General features: G+C 71.3%; 21 protein-coding genes. 9 read left to right on the forward strand and 12 right to left on the reverse strand.

Translation table 11 applies throughout. From position 1 onward, the window contains the following. Nucleotides 1–17: 17 nt before the first annotated feature. The 4 genes from AWX74_RS28760 to AWX74_RS28775 all read right to left on the reverse strand — a co-directional run bounded on the left by AWX74_RS28760 (nt 18) and on the right by AWX74_RS28775 (nt 4,260). On the reverse strand, nt 18–1,256 hold the full coding sequence (locus tag AWX74_RS28760) for an amidohydrolase family protein (protein WP_091283232.1): 1,239 nt from the start codon (nt 1,254–1,256) through the stop codon (nt 18–20). A gap of 90 nt (nt 1,257–1,346) precedes the next feature. Then, on the reverse strand, nt 1,347–2,549 hold the full coding sequence (locus AWX74_RS28765; RefSeq protein ID WP_091283234.1) for a thiolase family protein: 1,203 nt from the start codon (nt 2,547–2,549) through the stop codon (nt 1,347–1,349). After that, nucleotides 2,546–3,004: a Zn-ribbon domain-containing OB-fold protein gene (locus AWX74_RS28770; protein ID WP_226930764.1), complete on the reverse strand. Its 459-nt coding sequence runs from the start codon at nt 3,002–3,004 to the stop codon at nt 2,546–2,548. Before AWX74_RS28770 ends, AWX74_RS28765 begins: the two co-directional genes overlap by 4 nt. Further along, nucleotides 3,001–4,260, reverse strand: coding sequence for a CaiB/BaiF CoA transferase family protein (locus AWX74_RS28775; protein ID WP_091283236.1), 1,260 nt, complete (start codon nt 4,258–4,260; stop codon nt 3,001–3,003). The genes AWX74_RS28770 and AWX74_RS28775 overlap by 4 nt, the downstream gene beginning before the upstream one ends. A 166-nt stretch (nt 4,261–4,426) precedes the next feature. Between AWX74_RS28775 and AWX74_RS28780 the strand changes: the two genes are divergently transcribed. Continuing rightward, nucleotides 4,427–5,224: a coniferyl-alcohol dehydrogenase gene (locus AWX74_RS28780; protein ID WP_091283238.1), complete on the forward strand. Its 798-nt coding sequence runs from the start codon at nt 4,427–4,429 to the stop codon at nt 5,222–5,224. A gap of 33 nt (nt 5,225–5,257) precedes the next feature. Here the strand turns inward: AWX74_RS28780 and AWX74_RS28785 are convergent, their stop codons facing one another. Then, nucleotides 5,258–6,442, reverse strand: a complete 1,185-nt coding sequence (locus AWX74_RS28785) for an RNA-guided endonuclease InsQ/TnpB family protein (protein ID WP_091283240.1) — start codon at nt 6,440–6,442, stop codon at nt 5,258–5,260. A gap of 248 nt (nt 6,443–6,690) precedes the next feature. Between AWX74_RS28785 and AWX74_RS28790 the strand changes: the two genes are divergently transcribed. The 5 genes from AWX74_RS28790 to AWX74_RS28810 are packed head-to-tail and all read left to right on the forward strand — an operon-like array spanning nt 6,691 to nt 12,580. Next, nucleotides 6,691–8,094 carry an aldehyde dehydrogenase family protein gene (locus tag AWX74_RS28790; RefSeq protein WP_091283242.1) on the forward strand — a complete coding sequence of 468 codons (1,404 nt, stop codon included), beginning with the start codon at nt 6,691–6,693 and terminating at the stop codon, nt 8,092–8,094. Nucleotides 8,095–8,112: 18 nt separating this feature from the next. Then, nucleotides 8,113–8,757, forward strand: coding sequence for a hotdog family protein (locus AWX74_RS28795; protein ID WP_091283245.1), 645 nt, complete (start codon nt 8,113–8,115; stop codon nt 8,755–8,757). Further along, complete coding sequence (locus AWX74_RS28800; RefSeq protein ID WP_091283247.1) at nt 8,754–10,478, forward strand: class I adenylate-forming enzyme family protein; 1,725 nt, start codon at nt 8,754–8,756, stop codon at nt 10,476–10,478. The genes AWX74_RS28795 and AWX74_RS28800 overlap by 4 nt, the downstream gene beginning before the upstream one ends. 39 nt (nt 10,479–10,517) lie before the next feature. Beyond that, nucleotides 10,518–11,753, forward strand: a complete 1,236-nt coding sequence (locus AWX74_RS28805) for a cytochrome P450 (RefSeq protein WP_091283249.1) — start codon at nt 10,518–10,520, stop codon at nt 11,751–11,753. Nucleotides 11,754–11,776: 23 nt separating this feature from the next. Beyond that, on the forward strand, nt 11,777–12,580 hold the full coding sequence (locus tag AWX74_RS28810; RefSeq protein WP_091283251.1) for an enoyl-CoA hydratase/isomerase family protein: 804 nt from the start codon (nt 11,777–11,779) through the stop codon (nt 12,578–12,580). 130 nt (nt 12,581–12,710) lie between these two features. Here the strand turns inward: AWX74_RS28810 and AWX74_RS28815 are convergent, their stop codons facing one another. Then, the gene (locus AWX74_RS28815; protein ID WP_091283339.1) at nt 12,711–13,928 is read right to left on the reverse strand and encodes a cytochrome P450; all 1,218 of its coding nucleotides are present in this window, start codon (nt 13,926–13,928) and stop codon (nt 12,711–12,713) included. Between the two features lie 62 nt (nt 13,929–13,990). Continuing rightward, nucleotides 13,991–14,800, reverse strand: coding sequence for an enoyl-CoA hydratase (locus tag AWX74_RS28820; RefSeq protein ID WP_091283253.1), 810 nt, complete (start codon nt 14,798–14,800; stop codon nt 13,991–13,993). A gap of 393 nt (nt 14,801–15,193) precedes the next feature. Between AWX74_RS28820 and AWX74_RS42885 the strand changes: the two genes are divergently transcribed. After that, a complete protein-coding gene (locus AWX74_RS42885; protein WP_226930762.1) occupies nt 15,194–15,691 on the forward strand; it encodes an acyl-CoA dehydrogenase family protein in 498 nt (165 codons plus the stop codon). After that, nucleotides 15,688–16,833 (forward strand): acyl-CoA dehydrogenase family protein, encoded by a 1,146-nt coding sequence (locus AWX74_RS28825; RefSeq protein ID WP_242666465.1) that lies wholly within the window; start codon nt 15,688–15,690, stop codon nt 16,831–16,833. Before AWX74_RS42885 ends, AWX74_RS28825 begins: the two co-directional genes overlap by 4 nt. 98 nt (nt 16,834–16,931) lie before the next feature. On the opposite strand, the gene AWX74_RS28830 is transcribed toward AWX74_RS28825, so the two are convergent. Continuing rightward, on the reverse strand, nt 16,932–18,122 hold the full coding sequence (locus AWX74_RS28830; protein ID WP_311983223.1) for an ABC transporter substrate-binding protein: 1,191 nt from the start codon (nt 18,120–18,122) through the stop codon (nt 16,932–16,934). A gap of 209 nt (nt 18,123–18,331) precedes the next feature. On the opposite strand from AWX74_RS28830, the gene AWX74_RS28835 reads away from it, so the two are divergent. Continuing rightward, nucleotides 18,332–18,898 (forward strand): TetR/AcrR family transcriptional regulator, encoded by a 567-nt coding sequence (locus tag AWX74_RS28835; protein ID WP_091283257.1) that lies wholly within the window; start codon nt 18,332–18,334, stop codon nt 18,896–18,898. Nucleotides 18,899–18,948: 50 nt separating this feature from the next. Here AWX74_RS28835 and AWX74_RS28840 read toward each other — a convergent pair whose 3' ends face one another. The 4 genes from AWX74_RS28840 to AWX74_RS28855 form a co-directional block, all read right to left on the reverse strand. Next, entirely contained in the window at nt 18,949–20,388 is a 1,440-nt protein-coding gene (locus AWX74_RS28840; protein WP_091283259.1) for an aldehyde dehydrogenase family protein, read from the reverse strand. 33 nt (nt 20,389–20,421) lie between these two features. Beyond that, on the reverse strand, nt 20,422–21,639 hold the full coding sequence (locus AWX74_RS28845) for a CaiB/BaiF CoA transferase family protein (protein ID WP_091283261.1): 1,218 nt from the start codon (nt 21,637–21,639) through the stop codon (nt 20,422–20,424). Next, on the reverse strand, nt 21,636–22,223 hold the full coding sequence (locus AWX74_RS28850) for a TetR/AcrR family transcriptional regulator (RefSeq protein WP_091283263.1): 588 nt from the start codon (nt 22,221–22,223) through the stop codon (nt 21,636–21,638). Before AWX74_RS28850 ends, AWX74_RS28845 begins: the two co-directional genes overlap by 4 nt. Before the next feature lie 97 nt (nt 22,224–22,320). Then, nucleotides 22,321–23,589 carry an acyl-CoA dehydrogenase family protein gene (locus AWX74_RS28855; RefSeq protein ID WP_091283265.1) on the reverse strand — a complete coding sequence of 423 codons (1,269 nt, stop codon included), beginning with the start codon at nt 23,587–23,589 and terminating at the stop codon, nt 22,321–22,323. Between the last annotated feature and the right edge of the window lie 28 nt (nt 23,590–23,617).

The following is a 23,617-nucleotide window of genomic DNA, read 5'->3' on the forward strand; positions in this document are numbered from 1 at the left end:
GAAACTCCTGGGTACGGTCAGGACCGCGCGAGGGCGGGCGGCTCGGCCGGAGTGAAGCGGAACAGGCGCTCCGCGTTGCCACGCAGGATCTTGTACTGGACCTCCGGCGTGAGATGGTTGATCTGGTCCTTCACCACCGCGATGCAGTCCGGCCAGGTCGAGTCGGAATGCGGGTAGTCGGTCTCGCACATGATGTTGTCCTCGCCGATCTCGTCGATACTGGCGATTCCGTGCCGGTCCTCGATGAAGCAGCCGTAGATGTGCTCGCGGAAAAGGGCCCGCAGATCGATCGTGTCGACATCGACCTCGGCGAAGTCGTGCCGCGAGGTGTTTCCGCCCTCCTCGCGGGGCCGGAAGGGGTGGAACTGCACGCCGCGTTTGACCCAGTGCCGCTGCTTGTCGAAAACCTGCTCGGCGCGTTCCAGGAAGTAGGGCATCCAGCCGATCTCACCCTCGGAAAGGGCGATCTTCAGCCCCGGATAGCGGTTGAACATGCCACTGAAAAGCCACGAGAGCATCGCCCCCGAGGTCCGGGTCGCCCCCCATGTCAGGTTGGCCATGAACGGTGCGTCCGGGGTGATCTTGGGAATGGTCGACGACGAGCCGACGTGCATGCACACGACCATCCCGAGCTCCGAGGCCGCGGCCATCACCGGATCCCAGTAGCCGTCACGGTCGTGAATGCTGGGCAGCCCGAGCGGGACCGGGTTCTCCGAGAACGCGAACGCCGTGGCGCCCTTCGCCGCGCACCGCGCCAGCTCCTTCGCCGCGAGCGCCGGGTCCCACAGCGGGATGAGGACCAGCGGGATGAGCCGGCCGCGGTCGGTGGCGCACCAGTCGTCGAGCATCCAGTCGTTGTAGGCGCGCAGGCAGGTCAGGGCGAAGTCGTGGTCCTGTGCCTCGTAGAAGAGCTGGCCGCAGAACCGGGTGACGGACGGGAAGCACATCGACGCCAGCACACCGGCCCGGTCCATGTCCGCCAGCCGCGACCTGGCGTCGTAGCAGCCCGGCCGCATCTCGGCGTAGGTCACCGGCTCGGGGCTGAACTCCTCCTTCGCCTTGCCCGCGACCGCCGAAAGGCCGGTGGTGGGCAGCCGCTTGCCGTCGTAGACCCAGTACTCGAGCTTGCCGTCGTGCTCCAGGTGTGGTGCCCGGTCCCGGTCCTTGGCCGCGATGCGGTCCAGCCACAGGTTGGGCGGTTCAAGCACGTGGTCGTCGACCGAGATAAGCCAGTCGAGATTGCGCTCACCCGTCATTGCGCTGCCTTCCGGTCTTGGTGGGGCCGTCTCCGGCGCCCGCCAGCTGTACCCCGGGAATATCACTGCCTCCGGGGTCGGAGAGATTTCTCAGAACTGTTCGGCGCTGTAGACCACGGCGCCACCGAGATGCGGCGAGGCATGGGCGGCCAGGCCTACCCGGGCCTGTTCCCGTTGCCGGCCCGCGGCCCGCCCGGAAAGCTGCAGATAGCACTCCAGCATCTGCGGTATTCCATGCATCCGCCCGTTTCCCAGCGCGCCGCCGCCGGACAGGACCGGCAGTCCTTTCGGACTGTCACTGTCGATGCCGCCGGCCTGCACGAAACGGTGGGCCTCCCCCTCGGGGCAGAATCCCAGTGCCTCCAGCCAGAAGTACACGAACGGCGAGAACCCGTCGTAGAGCTGGGGCAGGTCCACGTCCGCCGGGCCGATTCCCGCGCTCTCCCACAGCCGCCGCCCGGTTTCGGCGCCCACGGTGCGGATGTCGTCCAACGGCCAGTGCAGCGCGAGCCCGGGCCGCGTCGGGCCGGCGCCCGCACAGCCGGCGATGTAGACCGGGCGATGCGGGAGGTCGGCGGCCCGCCTGGCCGAGGTGAGGACGAACGCGGCGACACCGTCGACCGGCAGGTCGCAGTCCAGCCTGCGGATCGGGTCATTGATCATCGGTGCGGCCAGGTAGTCCCCTGCCGTGAGCGGCTTCCCGTGCCAGTAGGACCACGGGATGCGGGCCCCGTTCTTGCGGGCCTCCACCACCACCGCGGCCATCGACTCCCGCGACGCGCCATATTTCTGCAGGTACTCGTTGTAGGCGAGCGCGATGGTCGCCACCGGCCCGAAGAAGCCCTGCGGCATCGTCCACTGCCGCGCCCCGCTCGCCTCGTGCGCGTCGCTGGCGTGGTAGGCGCCGGCCGGATTGTGCAGCGCCCGGTGCACCAGCACGTGGTCGGCCGCGCCCGCGGCGATCGCGTTGACGGCGAGGGCCACCGAGCCCGGCAGCTGGCCGGTCCCCTGGAAGCCGGCGACATGGCGCGGCCGCGCGCCGAGGCGGGCGGCGAGCCACGCCGACGACACCATGGTCACGCCGTCGGTGGCCGGATGGTCGCCGACGGTCGGGAAGCGGGCGCCGGTCACGAAGCCGTCGATCTGCGCCACGGTCAGACCGGCGTCGGCGATGGCCGCCCGCGCGGTGTCGACGGCGAGTGTGCCCAGGGGGCGGGCCGCGTGCCGCGCGAGGGCGCTGTGCGCGTAGCCGACGACGGCCACCTGGTTGCCTGCCCGCAGCCGCCCGCTCACGCGCGCGCGTCCAGGACGAAGGCGGGCACCGCCGCGGCGTGCGGAAGATCCTCGAACGCCACCCGCACCGGGGCTCCGAAGCTCGGTGCGGCCCCGGGGCCGTCGAGGAGCCGGCCGATCATTCGCAGCCCGGCCTGCTCGACGAGCTCCACGTCGACGAGGACGAACGGGATGTCGGCGGCGAAGCCGGGGAGGAAGGACTGGCGCATCACCGTCCAGGAGCGGATCTCGCCGCGGCCACTGACCTGCTGGAACACGAAGTCCGGCGCGGTGCTGTGGCAGTGCGGGCACACCACGTCCGGTGGGATGGCGTAGGCGTCGCAGCGGGAGCAGCGGGCGACGGCCAGGACGTGCCTGGCCGCCGCCGCCCAGTAGGGCGCCGAGACGTCGTCCGGCACCGGCACCGGGCGGGCGGCGCGTCCCACGGAGCCCACGGAGCCGTCGGGTGCGGTCAAGGCGCCGCTCCGGCGTCCTTGAGCTCGATGATCTGTTCCCAGGTGTAGCCGAGTTCCAACAGGATCTGCTCGGTGTGCTCGCCGTTCTCCGGTGCCCGCCGCAGCTGGGCCGGGCGTCCGTCGAACTGGACCGGCACGTTGGGGATCCGGTAGGTGGGACCGCCCTCGACGGCCACCTCCCCGATGTAGTCGTTGGCGATGACCTGGGGGTCGTCGAGCAGCTCCTCCACGGCCTGCACCGGCGCCCAGGGCACGTCGATGGAGCCGAGCAGCTCCCGGCACTCGGCGAAGGTGCGCCGGGAGAACTCACCCTCGAGGATCTCCGCGCAGGCGTCGGCGTTGGCGCGGCGTGCGAACAGGTCACGGAAGCGGGGATCGTCGACAAGGTCCTCGCGGCCGAGCACCCGGCAGAAGTCGGCCCAGTAACGGTCGGACTCCAGGAAGACGAGCTGGATGAAGCGGCCGTCGCCGGTCCGGTAGGCACCGAAGACGGGGTTCACCCGGCGCGGCCGCGGGCCGGGGATGACGCCCTGCAGCGCGCTGAGCAGGTCGGAGGAGAGCGTCCACATCGCGGTGGCGAGCAGCGAGACGTCGACGACCGAACCCTGGCCCGTCCGGCCCCGCTTCACCAGCGCGGCCGCGATGCCGAACGCGAGCGCCATGGCGGCGCTGCGGTCGCCCATGGCACCCCGCTGCGGAATCGGCTCCGGGCTCGGCGACGGGGTGGGGTGCTGGGACTGGGCAGCTCTCTGCGGCTGGGAAGCGCTCTGCGGCTGGGTGAGGATGTGCGCGAGACCGCCGCGGGCCCAGAACGCCGAGGCGTCGTAGCCTGCCTGGCCCGCCTCCGGTCCGCGCGCGCCGTACCCGAGGCCCCGCGCGTAGACGAGGCCGGGGTAGCGGCGCGTCAGCTCGTCGGCGTCGAGCTTCAGTCGCTCCAGCGCGGGCTGGCGCATGTTGGTGATCAACACCTCTGCCCGCCCCAGCAGCTGGTGGAGGATCGCCATCCCCCGTTCGGTGCGCAGGTCGAGGGTGATGGAGCGCTTGCCGCGGTTGGCGAGCGCGTCCGACAGGTTCACCCCGCCGGCGCTGTCCGCGCCGATCCCCTGGGTGAGCAGCCCTCGGTAGGGGTCACCGCCGGGCCGCTCGACGCGGATCACGTCCGCGCCCCAGTCCGCCAGGAGCGCACCCGCGACCGGGGCGAGCACCCACTGCGATAACTCGACGACGCGCACGCCGTCGAACGGAAGCTCAGCCACCCCGCCCCTCCCACTTCCCGGCCCCACCGTCAGACAGCAGGACCTTTACGAAACCGTTTCGTTTACCTTGGGCCGGAAGAGCGCTAGCGTCAAGGCACGCCCCGTCAGCCGCTGCCAGCTGCACGGACGTGCGGCGGATCAGGTCTCGACACGACTGGGAGCAGGCATGGACACCTCATTAGCGGGGCGGACGGTCGTCGTCACCGGCTCGGCCTCGGGCATCGGCGCGGCGACCGTGGCCATGGCGCGGGCCAGGGGGGCAACCGTGATCGGCCTGGACCGGGATGCCTCGGCATCCGACACGATCCAGGTCGACCTGGTCGACGAGGCCTCCATCGCTGCCGCGGCCGCGGCACTGCCCGAGCGGATCGACGTGCTCTGCAACGTCGCCGGGGTGCCCGGGACCGCGCCCGACCAGACCGTGCTCGCTGTGAACCTCCTCGGCCCCCGCCACCTGACGCAGCTGCTGCGGCCGCGGCTCGCCGGCGGCGCGGTGGTCAACGTGGCCTCCGCGGCCGGCGCCGGCTGGCCGGCGCTGCTGCCCGAGATCAACGAGCTGCTCGCCACGACCACCATCGGCGACGGGCTCGCCTGGTTCGCCAGGGCCGCCCCACCGGCCGACGCGTACAGCTTCGCCAAGGCCGCGATGACCGTCTGGACGGCCCGCACGAACTGGGACTGGCTCCCGGACGGCCCACGGCTGAACAGCGTGAGCCCCGGCGCCGTCGAGACGCCGACCCTCGCCGACTTCAGGGCGACGATGGGCCCGGCGCTCGACCGGATCGGCGGCCTCGTGGGCCGGTTCGGCCGCCCCGAGGACATCGCCGCCGTCGTCTGCTTCCTCGCCGACCCGGCCTCGGAATGGGTCAAGGGGCAGGACATCCTGGCCGACGGCGGTTTCCACGGGGCCAGGGCCACCGGGTCGCTGGACCTCGCGGCACTGTTCCAGGGGGCCGCCCGTTGACGTCCTCCCCCTCGTGGACGAGGGGGATTCCAACTACCCGAACAGGAGTTCGTGTTGTTGAGGTTCGCGGTTCGCGGGCACGGCCAGCGCCATGCCTCCCCGCGCGGTCACGGCCCGCCCGGCCGCGATGTTCACCGCCGCGTTCACATCAGCGTGCGCCGTGTGCCCGCAGGCGACGCACCGGAACACCGCTTGGCTCTCGCGGTTCCCGGGCGCCGTATGCCCGCAGGCCGAGCACCGCTGACTCGTGTACGCGGCCGGGACCCTCTCCACCCGGCCCGGAGCCTTCTGCTCCAACCGTCGGACCAGCAGCCCCCAGCCATGGGCGAGGATGCCCCGGTTCAACCCGGCCTTCCCCGCCACGTTCCGCCCAGGGGCGGCGACCGTGCCCCGGGCGGAACGGGTCATACCCCGGATGTTCAACTCCTCGACCCGGATCACGTCGTACCGGCGGGCGAGACCGGTGGAGGTCTTCTCCACCCAGTCCCTGCGCCGATCCGCCTCCCGGGCCTTCAACCGGGCGATCTGTCCCTTGATCCGGCCACGCCGGTTGCTGCCCCGCCGTGCCCTGGCGGCCCTGCGCTGCAACCAGCGCAGCCGTTTCACCTCGCCTGGCCGCAGACCCGGGCAGAAAAGCAGTTCCCCGGTCGACAGCGCGGCAGACACCGCCACCCCACGGTCCACCCCGACAACACTGCCGGTGCCGGGCGGGCCGATCGGATCGGGTATGGCGGCGAAGGCGATATGCCAGCGGCCCGCCCGGTCCCTCCGCACCCGATACGACTTCGCGGCCGGCACCGGCCGGCTTCGGCGGAACCGCACCCAGCCGACCTTCGGGACCAGCACCGACGCCCACCTCCCGTTGTCCTGGCGGACCCGCGACGCGGCCGGGCCCACGATCCGGAACCCCTCATGCACCCCCTGCCGGCGAAACCCCGGCCTGCGGTGGGTGCCGTTGAAGAAGTTCCGCCACGCCTGATCCAGATCACGCAACGCCTGCTGCTGCACGATCTGCGAACCCGCCGCCAACCACGCATGCTCCGCCCGCGCCTCGGTCAGCTGCCGGGCCTGCTCGTGGTAGCCGGGCGTCGGCCCACGCCCGGGCCGGTAGGCCGCACGCTGCTCGTGGCCGAGGTTCCACACATAGCGGGCATGGCCGCACTGCGCGAGCAGGGCTTCGACCTGCGCCGCGTCGGGATACAACCGGAACCTGGAGATGAAATGATCATAGGTTGGCGGCGGGACCGCGAAGCAGGTCTCTCTGTGACCTCAGAGCGACCCGCACACCCGCCTCTCCGAGACCACGACAAACCACCGTCGCCCACCGAACAGCGAGACCAGCCACCCGGTGCGCCGGGCTCTCCAGCGGCGGTACGCCTGACAGCGAACCGCCGCCCCCTGCCCCGCTCCGCGGAAGGCCGGACACCTCCCCTGCCTAAAGGCCGGGGTCTCCTCCGAGGTTCCCGATGACGGACTTCGCCCTGCTGATCGGCGGCGAGCGCCGGTCGACCCCGACCACGCTGGACGTCGTCAACCCGGCAACGGGCGGCCTGGCTGGCCAGGCCCCCAACTGCACCCGGGCGGACCTCGACGACGCCATGGCCGCGGCCCAGCGGGCCTTCCCGTCCTGGGCCGCAGACGAGGACGCCCGGCGCCAGGCGCTGCGGGAGGCCGCCGCCGCGCTGACGGCCGCCGCGACGCGGATCGGGACGATCCTGACGTCGGAGAACGGCAAGCCGCTCGCGCGGGCGGTCGAGGAGGTCCACGGGGTCGCGCACTGGATCGGGTACTTCGCCGGTCTGGACCTGCCGCGCGAGACCATCTACTCGGACGCGACGAAGGTCATCGAGGTGGTCCGGCGCCCGATGGGCGTGGTCGCCGCGATCGCGCCGTGGAACTACCCGCTCATCCTCGCCTCGTGGAAGCTGGCGCCCGCGTTGCGCGCCGGCAACACGGTGGTGCTCAAGCCGTCCCCGTTCACGCCGCTGTCCACGCTCGCGATGGGCGAGGTGCTGGCCGGGGCGCTGCCCCCGGGCGTGCTCAACGTCGTCAGCGGTGGCGACGAGCTGGGAGCGTGGATGTCGACGCACCCCGTCCCCCGCAAGATCTCCTTCACCGGGTCGGTGGCCACCGGCCGGAAGGTCGCCCTCAGCGCCGCGGCCGACCTCAAGCGGGTGACGCTGGAACTCGGTGGGAACGACCCGGCGATCCTGCTCGACGACATCGACGTCGACAAGGTCGCCGACGGGGTCTTCGCCTCCGCCTTCCAGAACTCCGGGCAGGTGTGCGTCTCGATCAAGCGGGTCTACGTCCCGGCTCGGCTGCACGCCGACGTCGTGGAGGCGCTCGCGGATCGCGCGAAACGGGCCGTGGTCGGCGACCCGATGCTGGAGCAGACGCAGCTCGGGCCGGTGAGCAACGCGCCGCAGTACCGGCGGGTGCTGGACCTGATCGAGGACTCACTCGGCCGGGGCGCCGTCGCCGTCGCCGGTGGGGGCGCTCTCGACGGACCGGGCTACTTCGTGGCGCCGACCGTGCTGCGCGACGTCACCGACGGCATGCCGGTCGTCGACGAGGAGCAGTTCGGGCCCGTGCTCCCGGTCGTCCCGTACACCGACCTCGACGAGGTGATGGCCCGCGTCAACGGGTCGATGTACGGCCTTGGCGGCTCCGTCTGGTCGGCCGACCCGGAGCGCGCCGCGACCACCGCCGAGCGGATGGAATGCGGCTCCGCGTGGATCAACAGCCACGGCGGCCTGCTGCCGTTCGCGCCGTTCGGCGGCGTCAAGTGGAGCGGCGTCGGGGTCGAGAACGGCCCGTGGGGGCTGGCCTCGTACACCGACATCCAGACCCTGCACCGGGCTCTCTGAACAGGACGGAGAACTTCAGTGAGCGCATCGCTGCGAGGCTCCGTGCGGCCGCTGCCCCAGACGTTCGAGCTGGCACCGCTGCTGCGCCGGGTCACCGGGCTGGCCCTCGCGCTCGAGGAGCCGCAGCCGGCCGTCGACGAGCTGCTGGACGCACTGCGCGCCGCGGAGAAGAGCCTCCTCGAGCTGGTCCCGGGCAACCTCGCGCCCCGGGTGGGCGAGCCGCCGCCGGCCGACGGCCGGGTGTACCTCGACCACTCCGCCGACATCGGCGCCTTCAACCCCTGCTTTCCCGAGTACGACCTGCGGGCCGACGGCGACCACGCCACCGGGATGGTCACCTTCCCGGTGGTGTTCGAGGGCCCGCCGGGGCTCGTCCACGGCGGGTTGCTCGCGCAGTTCTTCGACGCGGTGGTCCAGCAGCACAGCTGCGCCTGTGGGGCGGCCGGACGGACGACCTTCGTCATGGTGGAGTACCTGCGGCCCACCCCGCTGCTCACACCGCTGCGGTTCGAGGTCGACCGGCTCGTGGTCGGGCGGCGCAGCACCTCCGACGCGCGGCTGCTCTCCGGCGCCGGTGAGGTCCTGTGCACCGCGAAGGTGGGGGCCGTGGCCGGCGACGGCTCCCACCTTTCGAAGGCAGACGGCCGACGGAGTGCGTCATGACGACACCGACGACCGCGACCGCGACGGCACCGGCGACCGCGACGGCTGCGGCGACCGCGACGACCGCAGTGCCTGCGACGACATCGGGCGCGGCTCCGGCCCCGGTGCCGTGCACGGTGCCGGAGCTGCTCGCGGAGCGGGCCGCCCGCCGGGGCGACCACACGTTCCTCATCTGTGACGACGAGACGCTGACCTACGCACAGGCCGAGCGGCTGTCCGCGCGGCTGGCCAAGGGCCTGCTCGCGGCCGGCGCCGGCAAGGGCACGCACGTCGGGATCCTGTACCCGAACGGGCCGGGGCTGGTGGTGGCCTGGCTGGCGGCCGCCCGGATCGGTGCCGTGAGCCTGCCGTTCAGCACTTTCTCCACCGCGGCCGAGCTGCGGACGCTGCTGCGCAACGCGGACGTCGAGATGCTGCTGGCCGCCACCTCCTACCGGTCCCGCGACTTCGTCCGCGACCTGCCCGAGGCCGTGCCGGGGCTGGATTTCGCCGCGCGGCCGCCGCTGTTCGCCGCGGCGACGCCGGCCCTGCGGCGGGTGGCGTTCGACGGGCCGGACGGCGCGACACCACCGGGCTGGTCGCTGGCGGAGCTCGTCGACGCCGGCGCGCACATCAGCGACGAGGTGCTGCGGGCGGCCGAGAACGCTGTCAGCGCGGCCGACCGGATGGTGATCATCCACACCTCCGGGTCGACCAGCGACCCCAAGGGGGTGATCCACCGGCAGGGCCAGCTCATCCGCCATGTGGCGAACCTCAACACGCTGCGCCGCTACCACGACGAGGAGATCTACTTCTCGAACTCGCCGTTCTTCTGGATCGGCGGGTTCGCCTACGTCCTGCTCGCCACCCTGGTCTCGGGAGCGACGCTGGTCTGCTCCAACGCCCAGCGCGCCGGCGACGTCCTGGACCTGCTGGAACGGACGCGGCCCACGATGGTCAGCGGCTTCGCCGCCTCCGTCGCGCACCTGGCGAAGGACCCGTCCTTCCCCGACCGTGACCTGAGCTCGATCCGCCGCGGCAACCTGTGGCCGATCCTGCCCGCCGCGATCCGGCCGGCGGACCCGGAGCTTCGCCACAACATGCTCGGCATGACCGAGGCCGGCAGCGTCGCCCTGCTCAGCGACGACGAGTCCGACCAGCCGCCGCACCGGCGCGGCTCGTTCGGCCGGCCGGCACCGGGCTTCGAGGCCCGGGTCGTCCAGCCCGACAGCGGCGCGGACAGCCCGGTCGGCGAGCCGGGCGAGCTCTGGTTGCGATCGGCCAACCTGATGGAGGGCTACTACGGCCGCGAGCGCCACGAGGTGTTCGACGCGGACGGATGGTTCCACACCGGTGATCTGTTCTCCGTCGACGCCGACGGCTTCTTCTACTTCCGGGGCCGCCGCGGCGAGATGATCAAGACCGCCGGCGCGAACGTCTCCCCGCGGGAGGTGGAGGCGGCGATCCGCGAGCTGACCGGGCTGGTCGCGCATGTGGTCGGCATCGAGGACGCCCAGCGCGGCCAGCTCGTCGCCGCGGCCGTGCGGGTTACCGCCGGCCAGCCGCATCCGGACCCTGGCGAGCTTCGGGCGGGGCTGCGCTCGCGGCTGTCGGCCTACAAGGTCCCGAAGATGATCATGATGTTGCTCGACGAGCAGGTGCCGATGATGTCGAGCGGCAAGCTCGATCTGCGCGCGCTGAAGGCCCGGCTGCTCGACGCCCATCTGCATGACACCCGATGACCTGCCTGAGAACCGCACACCTCACCTGGTTGGAGACCCATGACGACGGGGAGCGCCACGACCGCGCCGAAGATCGACCTGCTCGACGCCGCGTCCTTCGCTGACGGCCAGCCGCACGAGCAGTTCACCTGGCTGCGGGAGAACGACCCGGTGCACCGGCACGCGGAGCCGGACGGCCCGGGCTTCTGGGCGGTCACCCGCTATGAGGATGTCAGGAGCGTGGGCCGTGACCCCGCCACCTTCTCGTCCACGCCCTCCGTGCAGATCCCCGACGTGGACGACGGCGGCAGCCTGGGCGACCACCAGATGATGCTGATGATGGACCCGCCGCGGCACAGCAAGTACCGCAAGCTGGTCAGCCCCTTCTTCGTCCCCCGCTCGGCCCGGTCGCTGCGGGACCGCACGGAGGCGCTCGCCCGGCGCATCGTCGACGACGTCATCGAGCGCGGGGAATGCGATCTCGTCGAGGACGTCGCGGGGAAGATGCCCTCCTACGTCATCGCCGACCTGCTCGGCATCCCGCTGGAGGACGGCCGGGAGCTCTACCGGCTCACCGAGGCTGTCCACGCGGCCCCCGAGACAGTGCCGGAGGGCACCCAGCTGGAGGCCGGGCTCAGGATGTTCACCTACGCGAGCGAGCTGCAGGCGCGCAAGCGCGCCGAACCCGGCGACGACCTCGCGAGCCATCTGCTGGCCGCCGAGGTCGACGGGCACCGACTCGACGAGATGGACTTCAACCTGTTCTTCATGCTGCTCATCGACGCCGGCGGTGACACCACCCGCCAGCTCGTCGGCGGCGGCGTGCAGACCCTGTTCGAGCACCCCGACGAACGCCGCCGGCTCCAGGAGAACCTCGACGACCGGCTTCCCCTCGCGGTCGAGGAACTGCTGCGCTGGGTGAGCCCCGTCGTCTACATGCGGCGGACGGCCACCCGGGACACCGAGCTGCGGGGGCAGCGGATCCGTGCCGGCGACAAGGTCGTCATCTACTACGGCGCGGCGAACCGCGACGAGCGGGTGTTCATCGACCCGCAGCGGTTCGACATCACCCGCTCCCCCAACGAACACATCGCCTTCGGCGGCGGCGGGCCCCATTTCTGCCTCGGCTCACACCTCGCCCGCGTGGAGATCATCGCGCTGATGCGCGAGATTCTCGTCCGAATGCCCGACATCGAGCCGGCGGGCACCGTCACCTGGCTGGAGTCGAACTTCATCAGCGGCCCCCGGCATCTGCCGGTCCGTTTCCAGCCCGGTCCGGTCCTGGGTGATTCCTGACCGCGACGCAGAAAGGCGCAGGAATGGAATTCGAGACGATCACCTATGAAGTGGCCGACCGGGTCGCGACCATCACACTGAACCGGCCCCGGCAGCTCAACGCCATCAACAAGGCGATGATGCGCGAGCTCGCCGTCGCCTACGACGCGGCCGAGGCCGACGAGGACGTGTGGCTCGTCCTGATCACCGGCAGCGGGCGGGCGTTCTGCACCGGCGCCGACGTCACGGAGATCCCCACCGACGGCGGCAACCTGGCCGACACGCCCTACCTGTCAACCTACGACCAGTGGGAGGCACCACAGGAGGCGACGCCGCCGTTCCGCACGATGGCCAAGCCCATCATCGCGGCCGTCAACGGGATCTGCTGCGGCGCCGGGCTCGACCTGGTCACCACCACCGACATCGTCATCGCGTCCGAGCGGGCCGAGTTCTTCGACCCGCACGTCAGCATCGGGGTGGTCTCCGGCCGGGAGTGCGTACGCCTCGCCCGGGTGCTGCCGCGCACGGTCGCACTGCGGATCGCGCTGACCGGGCGCCATGAGCGCCTGGGCGCCCGGCGGGCCTACGACCTGGGCCTCGTCACCGAGGTTGTGCCGCACGACGATCTGCTGGCGCGGGCACGCGAGGTCGCCGCGATCGTCAACCGCAACGCGCCACTGGCGGTTCGGGGCACCCGGCTGGCGATCCACAAGAGCCTCGACCTGCCACTGCACGAGGGCGAGCTGCTCGCCGAGTCGTTCCGGGAGCGGGTCAAGCGCACCGAGGACTCACTGGAGGGTCCGCGGGCCTTCGTCGAGAAGCGCGAGCCCGTCTGGCGCGCCCGCTGAGCCTGTGCCCCGGGCTTCCCGGAGCAGCACGAAGGGCCGGTCGGTGAGGCTGCCACCTCACCGACCGGCCCTTCGTGTCCGTGCGTCCCGGCCTCGCGGTCCGTCCGGGGACGCGGCGACGTCAGCGCGCTCAGGCGCCGGAGCGGGCGTCCAGGTGAATCGGGACCGAGGAGTAGCCGCGGACCGTGCTGGTCTGGACCGCGACGAGTCGCTCCTCGTCGATCTCCCAGTGTGGGAACCGGGCGAGGGTGCCGGCGAGCGCCACCTGCCCCTCCATCCGGGCCAGCGCCGCGCCCAGGCAGAAGTGCGCGCCGAACCCGAACGTGATGTGCCGCCCGATGGCACGGCGGACGTCGAACGTGTCGGGGTCGGTGAACTCGCGCGGGTCCCGGTTGGCGCTTCCGTTGAGCAGCAGCACCTTGGAGCCGGCGGGGATGTCGACGCCGTGCGCGGAGAAGTCGCGCAGGGTCCAGCGCCCGTTGACCGGGGACGGCGCCTCGTAGCGCAGGACCTCCTCGATCGCTCCGGGGATGAGGGAGGGGTCGTCGACCAGCAGCTGGCGCTGCCGCGGGTTGCGGGCCAGGGTCACCGCCGTCCAGCTCAGCAGCCGGGCGACCGTCTCCACCCCGGCACCGGCCAGCAGCACGACGAACAGCGCGACCTCGTGATCGGTGAGCCGGCGCGAGACTCCGTTCTCCTCGATCTCGGCGGTGACGAGGGTGCTGACCATGTCCTCGCCGGGGCGCTGCCGGCGCTCGTTGATCAGCTGGGTCGCGTAGCCGTGCACCTGGAGCCCGGCGTTCGCCGAGGTGGGGTTCGACGGCTCGGTCTGCCCCTCCTCACGGTGCAGCATCTCGTCGAACCAGCGGCGGACCATGTCCCGCTCGCTCTCGGGGATGCCCAGCATGTGGCCGATGACCATCGGCGGCAGCAGCGCGCCGAACTGCTCGATGTAGTCGAACCCGGACGACCCGACCAGCGGGTCGAGGTACCGCGCCACCAGCTCCTCGATGTGCGACCGCAGGTCGTTGATCCGCCGAGGCGTGAAGGCCCGGCTGACCAGCTTGCGCATGACGTCGTGCTCGGGCGGGTCCATGAAGATGACCGACGGGAAGCTGGTCGGCGCGTCCAGGGTCTCCAGCTGGACGCCGTGCGAGGAGCTGAACGTGGCCGTGTCGTGATAGGCGTCCCAGACGTCCTGGAAACGGCTCAGCGCGAAGAAGCCGAACCGCTCGTTCCAGTAGACCGGCTGCTCCTCGCGCATCCGCCGCCACGTGTCGTGCACAGTCCGGTCGATCTCGACGTCGAACGGGTCGTAGCTGATCGGTGACACCGTCTCGACACTCATCGGATGCTCCACTTCCACTTCCACACGATTCCGGAACACATGACGGGGAACATGGCGACCGGCTACCTGCCGATCTGGGACTTCATGTCGTCCAGCAGCATGAGAATCGGCAGGCCCGACTCGCTGAGGGCATGTCCGTGACCGGTCTGGTGGATGTCGAACACGGACTGCACCGCCGCGTAGAAACCCTGCACGTCCAGCGTCTGGTTGACGGCACGCTTGGCCTGTCGCAGCGCGAACGGGTGCATCTGGGCGATCTGCGCGGCCAGCTCCTGGGTCGCCGGGCGCAGCTCGTCGAGCGGCACGACCCGGTTGACCATCCCGACCCGCTCGGCCTCGTAGGCGTCCATCGCCCGGCCGGTGAACAGCATCTCCTTCGCCCTGCGGGCGCCCCACTCCCAGGTGTGGCCGTGGTACTCCACGCCACCGATCCCCATGTTCACCACCGGGTCCGAGAACTTCGCGTTGTCGGCCGCGATGATCAGATCGCACGGCCAGCACAGCAGCAGGCCGCCGGAGATGCAGACGCCCTGCACCGCGGCGATCGACGGCTTCGGCACGTTGCGCCAGCGCAGCGAGTACTCGAGGAACCGCTTCGCCTCCGTGGCGTAGATCCCGCCGAGGGTCAGCGCCGGCCGCTGGCCGTTCCCGCCGCCGCCGCCGACGCCCTTGATGTCGTGCCCGGCGGAGAAGTGCCTCCCGTTGGCGCGCAGTACGATGACCCGAACGTCCGGATCCTCGGCCGCGCGCCGCCATGCCTCGTCGAGCTGGTCAAGCAGCTCAAGAGTCTGCGCGTTCGCCGCCTGCGGCCGGTTGAGCGTGATCGTCGCGATCCGCTCCGCTGCCTCGTACTCGATGAAGCTCTCGCTCACGACACGATCTCCTCATGCTTTGCCGGTCAGCCATCAGGCTCGGCCCTCAGCCCGCGCCACGCGGGCCAACCAATACATCTATATATTAATAAGCACTTCGCGCCAGCGCCAGCGCTTGGCCGAGCAGGCGGCACTACCCGATCCACATCCCGCCCGACGTTGGCGACGCGGCGAATCCTCTGGTCGACAGCGAGATCAGGTTTTTCGACCGACAAGCCGAAGACAGTTGACTTTCGACGAAAAAATATAGATAGTTTGCGGGAACAAAGCCGAAGACGGTCGCCGCCGATGCCGCGACCGGCCATGGCCACGAGTGCGGGCGGCCGAGCCTGGGAGCACCCGGCCGGCACGGCATCCTCATCATCGCTCGGCCAGACCGGGAAGGACGACGCCATGGCGATCGCCATCGGGGACGAACATCAGGAGCTGGCCAGAACCACCCGGGCGCTGCTGGCGTCGAGGAACGCCCGAGCCGCCGGCCGCGCGCTCCTGGAGGCCCCGCACGAGGCCCTCCCGGACTTCTGGAAGGAGTTCGCCGATCTCGGCCTGCTCGGCCTGCACCTGCCCACCGAGTACGGCGGTGGCGGGGCCGGGCTGCCCGAGCTGGTGGTCGTCGTCGAGGAGCTCGGCCGGGCACTCGCGCCGGGGCCGTTCGTGCCCACCGTCGCCGCATCGGCGATCGTCGACGCGTGCGGCGGGCCGCGGCTGCGGGGCCGGCTGCTGCCGGGACTCGCGAACGGTGACACCGTCGCCGCGTTCGGCCTGCTCGGTGACCTGACCCTGACCGACGGGCGGCTCTTCGGCGACGGCGGTGTCGTGCTGGGCGGCGGGGCGGCGACACTGTTCGTGCTGGCGGTGGGCGACGACATGGTCGTCGTGCCGCCGACGTGACCGAACTGGGTCTCGCCGGGGTGGAGCGCCAGGCCACCCTGGAGCTGCCACCGGAGGTGGAGGCCCGGCGCGCCGAGATCCGTGCAATGGCGGACGAGCTCGCCGCGCGATCCGAGGCCGAGCAGCGCACACGTCTCATCGAGACCGGCTACGTCATGCCGCACTGGCCGCGCCCGTGGGGCCTGGCCGCCCCGGCCGGGCTTCAGCTCGTCATCGACCAGGAGTTCTCGCGCGCCGGGGTGCGGCGCCCGTTCTACGCGATCACCGGCTGGGTGATCCAGACCCTGGTGCAGCTCGGCACGCAGGATCAGATCGACCGTTACGTCCACCGGGCGCTGGCCAAGGAGGAGGTCTGGTGCCAGCTGTTCAGCGAGCCCGACGCGGGCTCGGACGCCGCCGGCATCCGCACCAGGGGCGAGCGGGTCGAGGGCGGCTGGCGGGTGAACGGCCAGAAGGTGTGGACCAGCCTCGCCCTGGACTGCCGGCGCGGCCTGGCGACCGTCCGCACGGATCCCGAGGCGCCGAAGCACGCCGGTATCACAATGATGATCATTGACATGCACCGTCCCGGCGTCGAGGTGCGGCCGCTGCGCCAGGTCACCGGCTCCGCCGAGTTCAACGAGGTGTTCCTCACGGACGTCTTCGTCCCGGACACCGACGTCGTCGGGGTGCCGAACCAGGGCTGGAGGGTGGCGCGGGCGACGCTGGGCAACGAGCGGGTCAGCATCGGCGGCGGCACCGCCGGGGCGTACCTCGTCGACGACATCTTCGATCTCTACCGGCGGCACGCCGAGCGCGTGCCGGGGGCGCCCGAGCGCTTCGGCCGCCATCTCGCCCAGGAGCACGCGGTGGCGCTGCTCGACCTCCGCCGCGCCCTGCGGGCCGTGGCGGGCGCCGAGCCCGGGCCCGAGGGGAACATCACCAAGCTCGTCCTCGCCGAGCACGGCAGCTCCTCCGCCGCCCTCTACCTGGATCTCGCCGGCCCCGACGCCGCGTTCACCGACGACGGTCTCGGCGCGGCCGCGGGCCGTACCGCGCTCGCCTGGCGGCACCGGACGCTCGCCGGCGGGACGTCCGAGATCACCCGCAACCAGATCGCCGAGCGCATCCTCGGTCTCCCCCGCGACCCGCTGCTGAAGTAGCCCCGCAGGTCGCGGCGCCATCGTCTCGGCGCGCTGAATCCTCCACCGCGGCGACACCTCGCGCGGTTCACCGTGGTGGGGGATCAACGTTGCGCTGTTCAGCTGCTCGCGCTGTCGGCGCAGACCCGCGGGCGGACGATCCGGAACGCGTCGCCCGTCCCGGTGATCTGCACGAAGGCGTAGCAACCGAGGGGAACGGTGGCGGTGGTGCCCAGATCGACCGGTTCGATCAGTCCGCCGGCGTCGTAGTCGGACACCCTCCGCAGGGCGCCGATGAAGCCCTCCCGGGTGGGGCAGCCACCGGCGGCCTCCAGACCTCTCAGGAACAGATCGGTCTCGATGTAGGCCTGCAGGGCGAACTGCTGATCCGGGTCGGCGACCTCGGGCGCGAAACGGCCCATCGCGCCGCGGTAGGTGTCGAGTGCGGCACCACCGGCCTCGAAGGGCATCGTGTAAACCGGGAACGACACTCCGGCAAGCTTCGCGCCCAGGCCGGGGAGCAGGCCGTGGTCATATCCGGTGAGCGAGACCGTCGAGGTCAGGGGCAGCGCCACCGCGCGTGCCGCCTGCACGATGTCGGCGAGATCCTGGGGTGCCGTGAGGCCGAGCAGCGAGTCGACGCCAGCATTGGCGAGCCGCTGGGCCAGCTGTGCCGGGCTGTCGACGCTGCGCACGAAGGAGATGGGTTCGGTGGCGGCGAGCCCGATCGAGGTGAGAGCGTCCTTGTAGACGCGCCCGGCGGCCAGCGTCGCCTCCGCGGAACCGGTGGTCAGGATGCCGACCTTGTGGCCGCCGCCGGCCTGGATGTAACGGCCTATGGGCAGCGGGGAGGCCTGGAACCGCTCCGAGAACACGTTCTGGTCCTCGGCCCATTCCCACAGCTGGAGACCGGTGACGGGAATGTTGTGCGCCAGCATGGTGTCGCGCGAGCCGGCATAGGCACCGGTCATCATAAGGACTCCGAAAACGCCCTCACGCCCGACGAGCTGCTCCCCCACGACGGCGTTCCGCGAGACGTCTCCCGCGTCATCACGCCATTCGTAGACGACCTTCCGGCCGTGGATCCCGCCCGCGGCGTTCGCCAGGCCGATCCTCGCATCGACCCCGGCACGAGCCGAGGCGAGCGCGGCGCTGGCGGCACCCGAGTCAAAAAGAACCAGACCGAGCTTCACCTGCTCGACGCCTACCCCGGGGCCGCCACACGCCGTCGCCCCCTTCTCCGATTCGGGAGTGGCGGAACAACTGGCCGCGACGGCCAGGAGAACCACCGCTCCCGCGGCTAATCCCACTGATCTCGAACTCCTGCTGCCTGACCGCATCCGTGCCCCCATACTGCGTTGCTACGTCCTGTTTTCTTTTCCGGGCGGCTGTCACCCGAATTCCTCAGGTGCCGACCGGCACCCGCGGGCGCCCCGGCGGCAGCCACGCGTGCCCGGGTCGAAACGGCACTACACTTGGCCGGGCCCAGGTCTGGACGACGATCGATTGGACGCCTCTGATGCCGCCGCGTCCCCGCGCCTCGGAAGAGACGATCCTTCGCATCACCGTCGAGCTCATCGCGAAGCACGGCGTCGCCGGGTTCAACGTCGACGAGGTCGCGACCACCGCCGGGGTCAGCAAACCCACGATCTACCGCCGCTGGCCCTCCCGTGCCCGCCTCATCCAGGCCGCCTTCACCTACGGGGAGCGACCGGCGCTCCAGCCCGACACCGGATCGCTGCGCGGAGATCTCCGGGTCCTGCTCCAGGAGCTTGTGCACGCCTACAACCAGCCGGACCACGGGCGTGCCTACCCCGCCTTCCTGGAGGCCGCCGCCCGCGATCCGGAGCTGGCGGCGCTGCGACAGGAGAGCATGAACAAGGCCTTCGACGCCTTCCGCCGGGTGATCCTGCTGGCCACCGACCGAGGCGAACTGCCCGCCGACGTTGATGTCCGGATGTTCGCCCAGCTCCTGACCTCGCCGTTCCTCTGCCAGCGCCTCATCTCCGACGCACCGGTCCGGGAGGACGACATCGACCCGGTCATCGACGCCGTGATCGCCGCCTACAGCCGGGTTCGGACCTGACGGCACTGGAGCCCCTCCCTTCGCGTTCCGCCGACGAGCCGGACTGTCGTTCAGGTCTTGTGAACGACCCGCGTCTGCAGCTCCGCGTAGGCGTCGATGCCGGGCCGGCCGCATTCCCTCCCCACACCTGACGCCCGGCAGCCACCGAACGGGGCGCTGGGCGAGACGTCACCGTGGCTGTTGACGTAGACCGTCCCGGCCACCAGCCGCGCGGCGACGGCCGACGCCTTCTCCACATCAGCCGACCAGACGGACCCGCACAGGCCGTACTCCGTGCCGTTGGCCGCCGCCACGGCGTCGTCGAGCTCGACGTACCGGATGACGGGGAGCACCGGACCGAACTGCTCCTCGGCGACGACCGACATTGACGGCATGACGTCGGTGAGAACGGTCGGTGGGTAGAAGTTGCCCCGGCCGCCCACCGGCCGCCCGCCCGTCACGGCGACGGCGCCCTGTGCCAGCGCGTCCTCCACGAGAAGCCGCACCCGGTCGAACTGGGCCCGGGTGGTGATCGGCGGGAACGTGCCACCCTCCCGGGCCGTCGCGGCGACCTCCCTGGAGGCGTGTGCGGCCAGCTCGGCGACCATCGCATCGAAGATCGACTCATGGACGAACAACCGCTTGATCGCGAGGCAGGCCTGCCCCGCGATCGTGAACGCCGCGTCGTACACACGCCTGGCCACCGCTGACACATCGACGTCCGGCAGGACGATCGCCGCGTCGTTTCCGCCGAGCTCCAGGACCACGTTCTTCAGCGCGCCCGCCGCGGCCACGGCGACGGCCCGCCCGCCGGCGACGCCGCCGGTGAACGACACCAACCGGACCGCGGGGTGCGACACGAGGGCGGCGCCGATGTCGTTTCCGCCCGCGACGATGTTGACGACGCCGGGCGGAACGATGTCCTTCCAGACGGTGCCCATGTACAGGCTGGTCAACGGGGTGAAAGGTGACGGCTTGGCCACGACGGTGTTCCCGACCAGCAGCGCGTGGAAGGCCTTCTGCGCGGCGAGGAAGATCGGCCCGTTCCACGCGGAGATGGCCGCGACCACACCGACCGGCACGCGTACGACCTCAACCCGCCGGGCGTCCGAGTCCTCGACGAGGTCGACCGGAAGCGGCGTGTTCGCGATCTCCTCGGCGAAGACGTGGGCGAGGAAGACCTCACCGGTCGCGACCGGCAGGCCGCCGGGGCCGAACGGAACGCCCTTCTCGATCTCCGCCAGCTCGTTCAGGACGTCGACGTTCTCGGTCAGCGCCGCGCCCATCGCACGGATCACCTCGCGGCGTTCTGCCTCGCCGACCTGAGCCCACGCCGGCTGCGCCGCGGCGGCGGCCCTGCAGGCGGCGTCGAGCTGCTCGGCGGACGCCGCCGGGCACCGCGCGCCGATCTCACCGGTGCCCGGGTTCTCGACGGGGAAGAGCTCGCCGCCGCGAACGATCTCGCCATCGATGAGGTGGCCCAGCTCCTCGATCACACGGCTGACTGACATCTGGCGCTCCTTCGGCGTTGGATGGCGGAGCGGTCAGCTCACGACACCGCGGATCTTGAGGTCGAGGACGGCGTCCAGGTCGAGGCCGAGATCGGCGAGGATCTCGTCGCCGTGCTCGTTGAAGGCCGGCGCCCGCCGGGGCGCCGCGGGCGCGTGGTCGAACTGCACCGGCGCGGCGGCCAGCCGGAACGGGGTCCCGGAGGCTGTCCTGCATTCCTGGACATAGCCGTTGGCGACAGTCTGCGGGTCGTCGGCGACCTGCAGGGTGTCCTGGACCACCGTCCACTGACCGGAGAAGTCGGCGAGCAGGTCCCGCCACTGTGCCAGCGACCGCTGCGCGAAGGCCTTGCGCAGGATGTCCCTGGCGTCGGCGTTGTTCGCGATCAGCGCGGCGTGGTCGGCGAACCGGGGGTCGGTCACGAGATCGGGCCGGCCGATCACCTCGCACATCGGCGGCCAGTACCTCCCGGCCTGCAGGCAGCAGAAGGCCAGCCAGTGGCCGTCGGAGGTCAGGTACTCCTCCACGAGCGGGTTGAGGCGCGGCTCGCTGCCCGGCCGCGCCGTCCAGGGGACGCCCTGCTGCAGCGAGAGCGCGAGCGCCTGGCCCATGGCCCACAGCCCGGTGCCGAGCAACGACACGTCCACCGTGGGTGCCTCGCCCGTACGTTCGCGGTGGAACAGAGCACCCATGATCCCGCCGGCGATCACGCTCGCGCCCAGCGAGTCGCCGAAGCCGGGCGCCGGCGGGACCGGCACGTACTCGTACTCGGGGCGCATGGTTCCGACGGCGACTCCGGAACGCGACCAGAACGCGAGCGAGTCGTACGAGCCCCGATCCGCGTCCGGCCCACGCTCACCCTGCCCGGTCCCCGCGGCGTAGATGATCCGCGGGTTGTGCGCCCGGATGTCATCCTCGCCGATCCCCAGCTTGGCCCGCACCCGCGGAAGCTTGTTCGTCAGGAAGACATCCGACGTCGCGGCGATCCGGTACAGGACGTCCAGGCCGTCGGGCGAGGTCAGGTCCAGCCCCAGGCTGCGCTTTCCCCGGTTGGAGTGCTCGAGGAGGACATGGACGTCGCCGGAGACCGACACGACGCCGGTGGAGGCGAGGCCGCGCATGGCGTCACCCCGCTCGACATGCTCGATCTTGATCACGTCGGCGCCCCAGTCCGCCAGCAGCGCGGAGGCCGCGGGCACAAACGTGTGCTCGGCGACCTCCAGCACCCGAACGCCCTGCATCACCGCGGTCATCCGAATTCCTCCACTTTCTGAGTTCTGACCCTGTTGAAGGCGGCGAGGAGAAGGTCGACGACCGGCTCGATGTCGGCCCCGCGCACCGGTAGGTCCTCGACCAGCCGCTGCGCCATGAAGGGAGCGGAGACCATGTCGATGAAAAGGCGGACATCGGTGCCGACCGGCAGCTCACCCCGCTCGATGCCCCGGCGGACCGCCCGGTGGAACATGCCGAACGCGGAACGCATGCTGGCCCCCCGCAGCGCCGCGAGCTCCGGGTCACGGCTCGCCGCTTCGATGAAGGACCGGTAGGCACGCCCGAAGTCGGGCCGGTTGAGATATCTGACCAGCTCGCCCAGCAGGGTGATCAGGTCCTCGCGCAGCGAGCCGGTGTCGGGTGCGACGGCCTCGTGCTGCCCATAGGTGAAGGCCGCCTGCAGAAGCCTCGCCCGGGACGGCCAGCGCCGGTAGAGCGTCGGCTTGCTGACCCCGGCGACCGATGCCACCGCGTCCACGCTGACCCCGGCCACCCCATGCTCGGCGATCAGGTCGATGGTGGTGCGGAGGATGAGCTCCTCCGAGGCGCGCGGGCGCGGGGGCATGGGAATCGTCCAATCACGTCACTGCAGGGGGTGTGTCGTCCAGCGCACAGGTCCGGCCGGCTCGCGGGCCGGTCAGGGCCTCAGATCTCCCCGGCGGTCATTCGCGCGCGGGCCGGCCACGGGGGACGTCCCGGAACGCGATGCCGCGGTCCGCTGCCAGCTCCCTGGGCATACCGAGGACTCGCTCGCTCACGACGTTGCGGGCCATCTCCACGGTGCCGCCGCCGATCGAGCCCGACTGGCGCATGAGGAAGCTCGTCCCGACCGCGCCCAGCTCGCCGTCGTCGTCCGCCCAGGCCGCCCCGGTGACGCCGACCAGCTCCAGCGCGATGTCCGTGCTGCGGGTGCCAACCATCGAGGAGAACAGACGACCGACGGCGGCCGTCTGGTCGGACATGGCGCCGGCGGCGACGCCGTCCCGCACCCTGAGGTCGAGCTCCTCCTTGACCAGGGCGAGCATGTAGGCCTCGCCGACCAGGTCACGCGCGGTCGGGTCGGTGAGGCGCCCGGCCGCCCGGGCCGTGTCCCGGGCCGCGGTCAGACCGGCGCTGCCGCCGAGCATCGCCCCGGGCGGGCTGGTCACCAGCGGGGAGTTGTGCAGCATCCGCTCGTGGAACATCCAGCGGACGCACACCTCCCAGCCGCCGTCGACCTCGCCGACCCGGCAGCTGTCGGGCACCACGACATCGGTGAGGAACTCCTGGCAGAACTCCTTGTTGCCGTTGAGCATCTCGATGGGGTGGATCTCGATGCCCGGCTGGCGAAGCGGCAGCATGAAGACGGTGAGGCCGCGGTGCTTGGGGACGTCCCAGTTGGTCCGGGCCAGGCACAGCCCCCAGTCGGACCACACGGCACTCGTGGTCCAGATCTTGGAGCCGTTGAGGATCCAGTCGTCACCCTCGCGCACGGCGGTGGTGAGGGCGCCGGCGAGGTCCGAGCCACCGCTGGGCTCGGACAGCAGCTGTACCCAGACCTCCTCGCCGGTGAGGATGCGCGGGATGTGCCGGAGCTTCTGCTCCTCGGTACCGAACTCGAGGATCACCCCGAGGCACGGCTCGAAAGTCGGGATCTGCAGGCGCATCGGGTACTCGTAGGGGGCGAGCTCCTCGTTGAGCACCCGCTGGTGGGCGGGGGTGAGCCCCTGGCCGCCGTACGCACGCGGCACGCACAGCCCGGCGAGGCCCGCGTCGTACAGGATCCGCTGGACCTCGCGCTCACGGGCGACGACCTGGAGCGTCAGCTCCTCACTCAGCGGGTTCCGCCAGGACAGCAGGTTCGGGTCCCCCGGCCGCAGGTTGGCCCGCAGGACCGCGCGCACCCGTTCCCGGAAGGCCTCCAGGTCCACCGACTCGCCCGCCTCGGTCATCGCACCCCCCGTTGTCGCGCTTTCCGTC

The organism is Parafrankia irregularis (genome assembly GCF_001536285.1).
Taxonomy (GTDB): domain Bacteria; phylum Actinomycetota; class Actinomycetes; order Frankiales; family Frankiaceae; genus Parafrankia; species Parafrankia irregularis.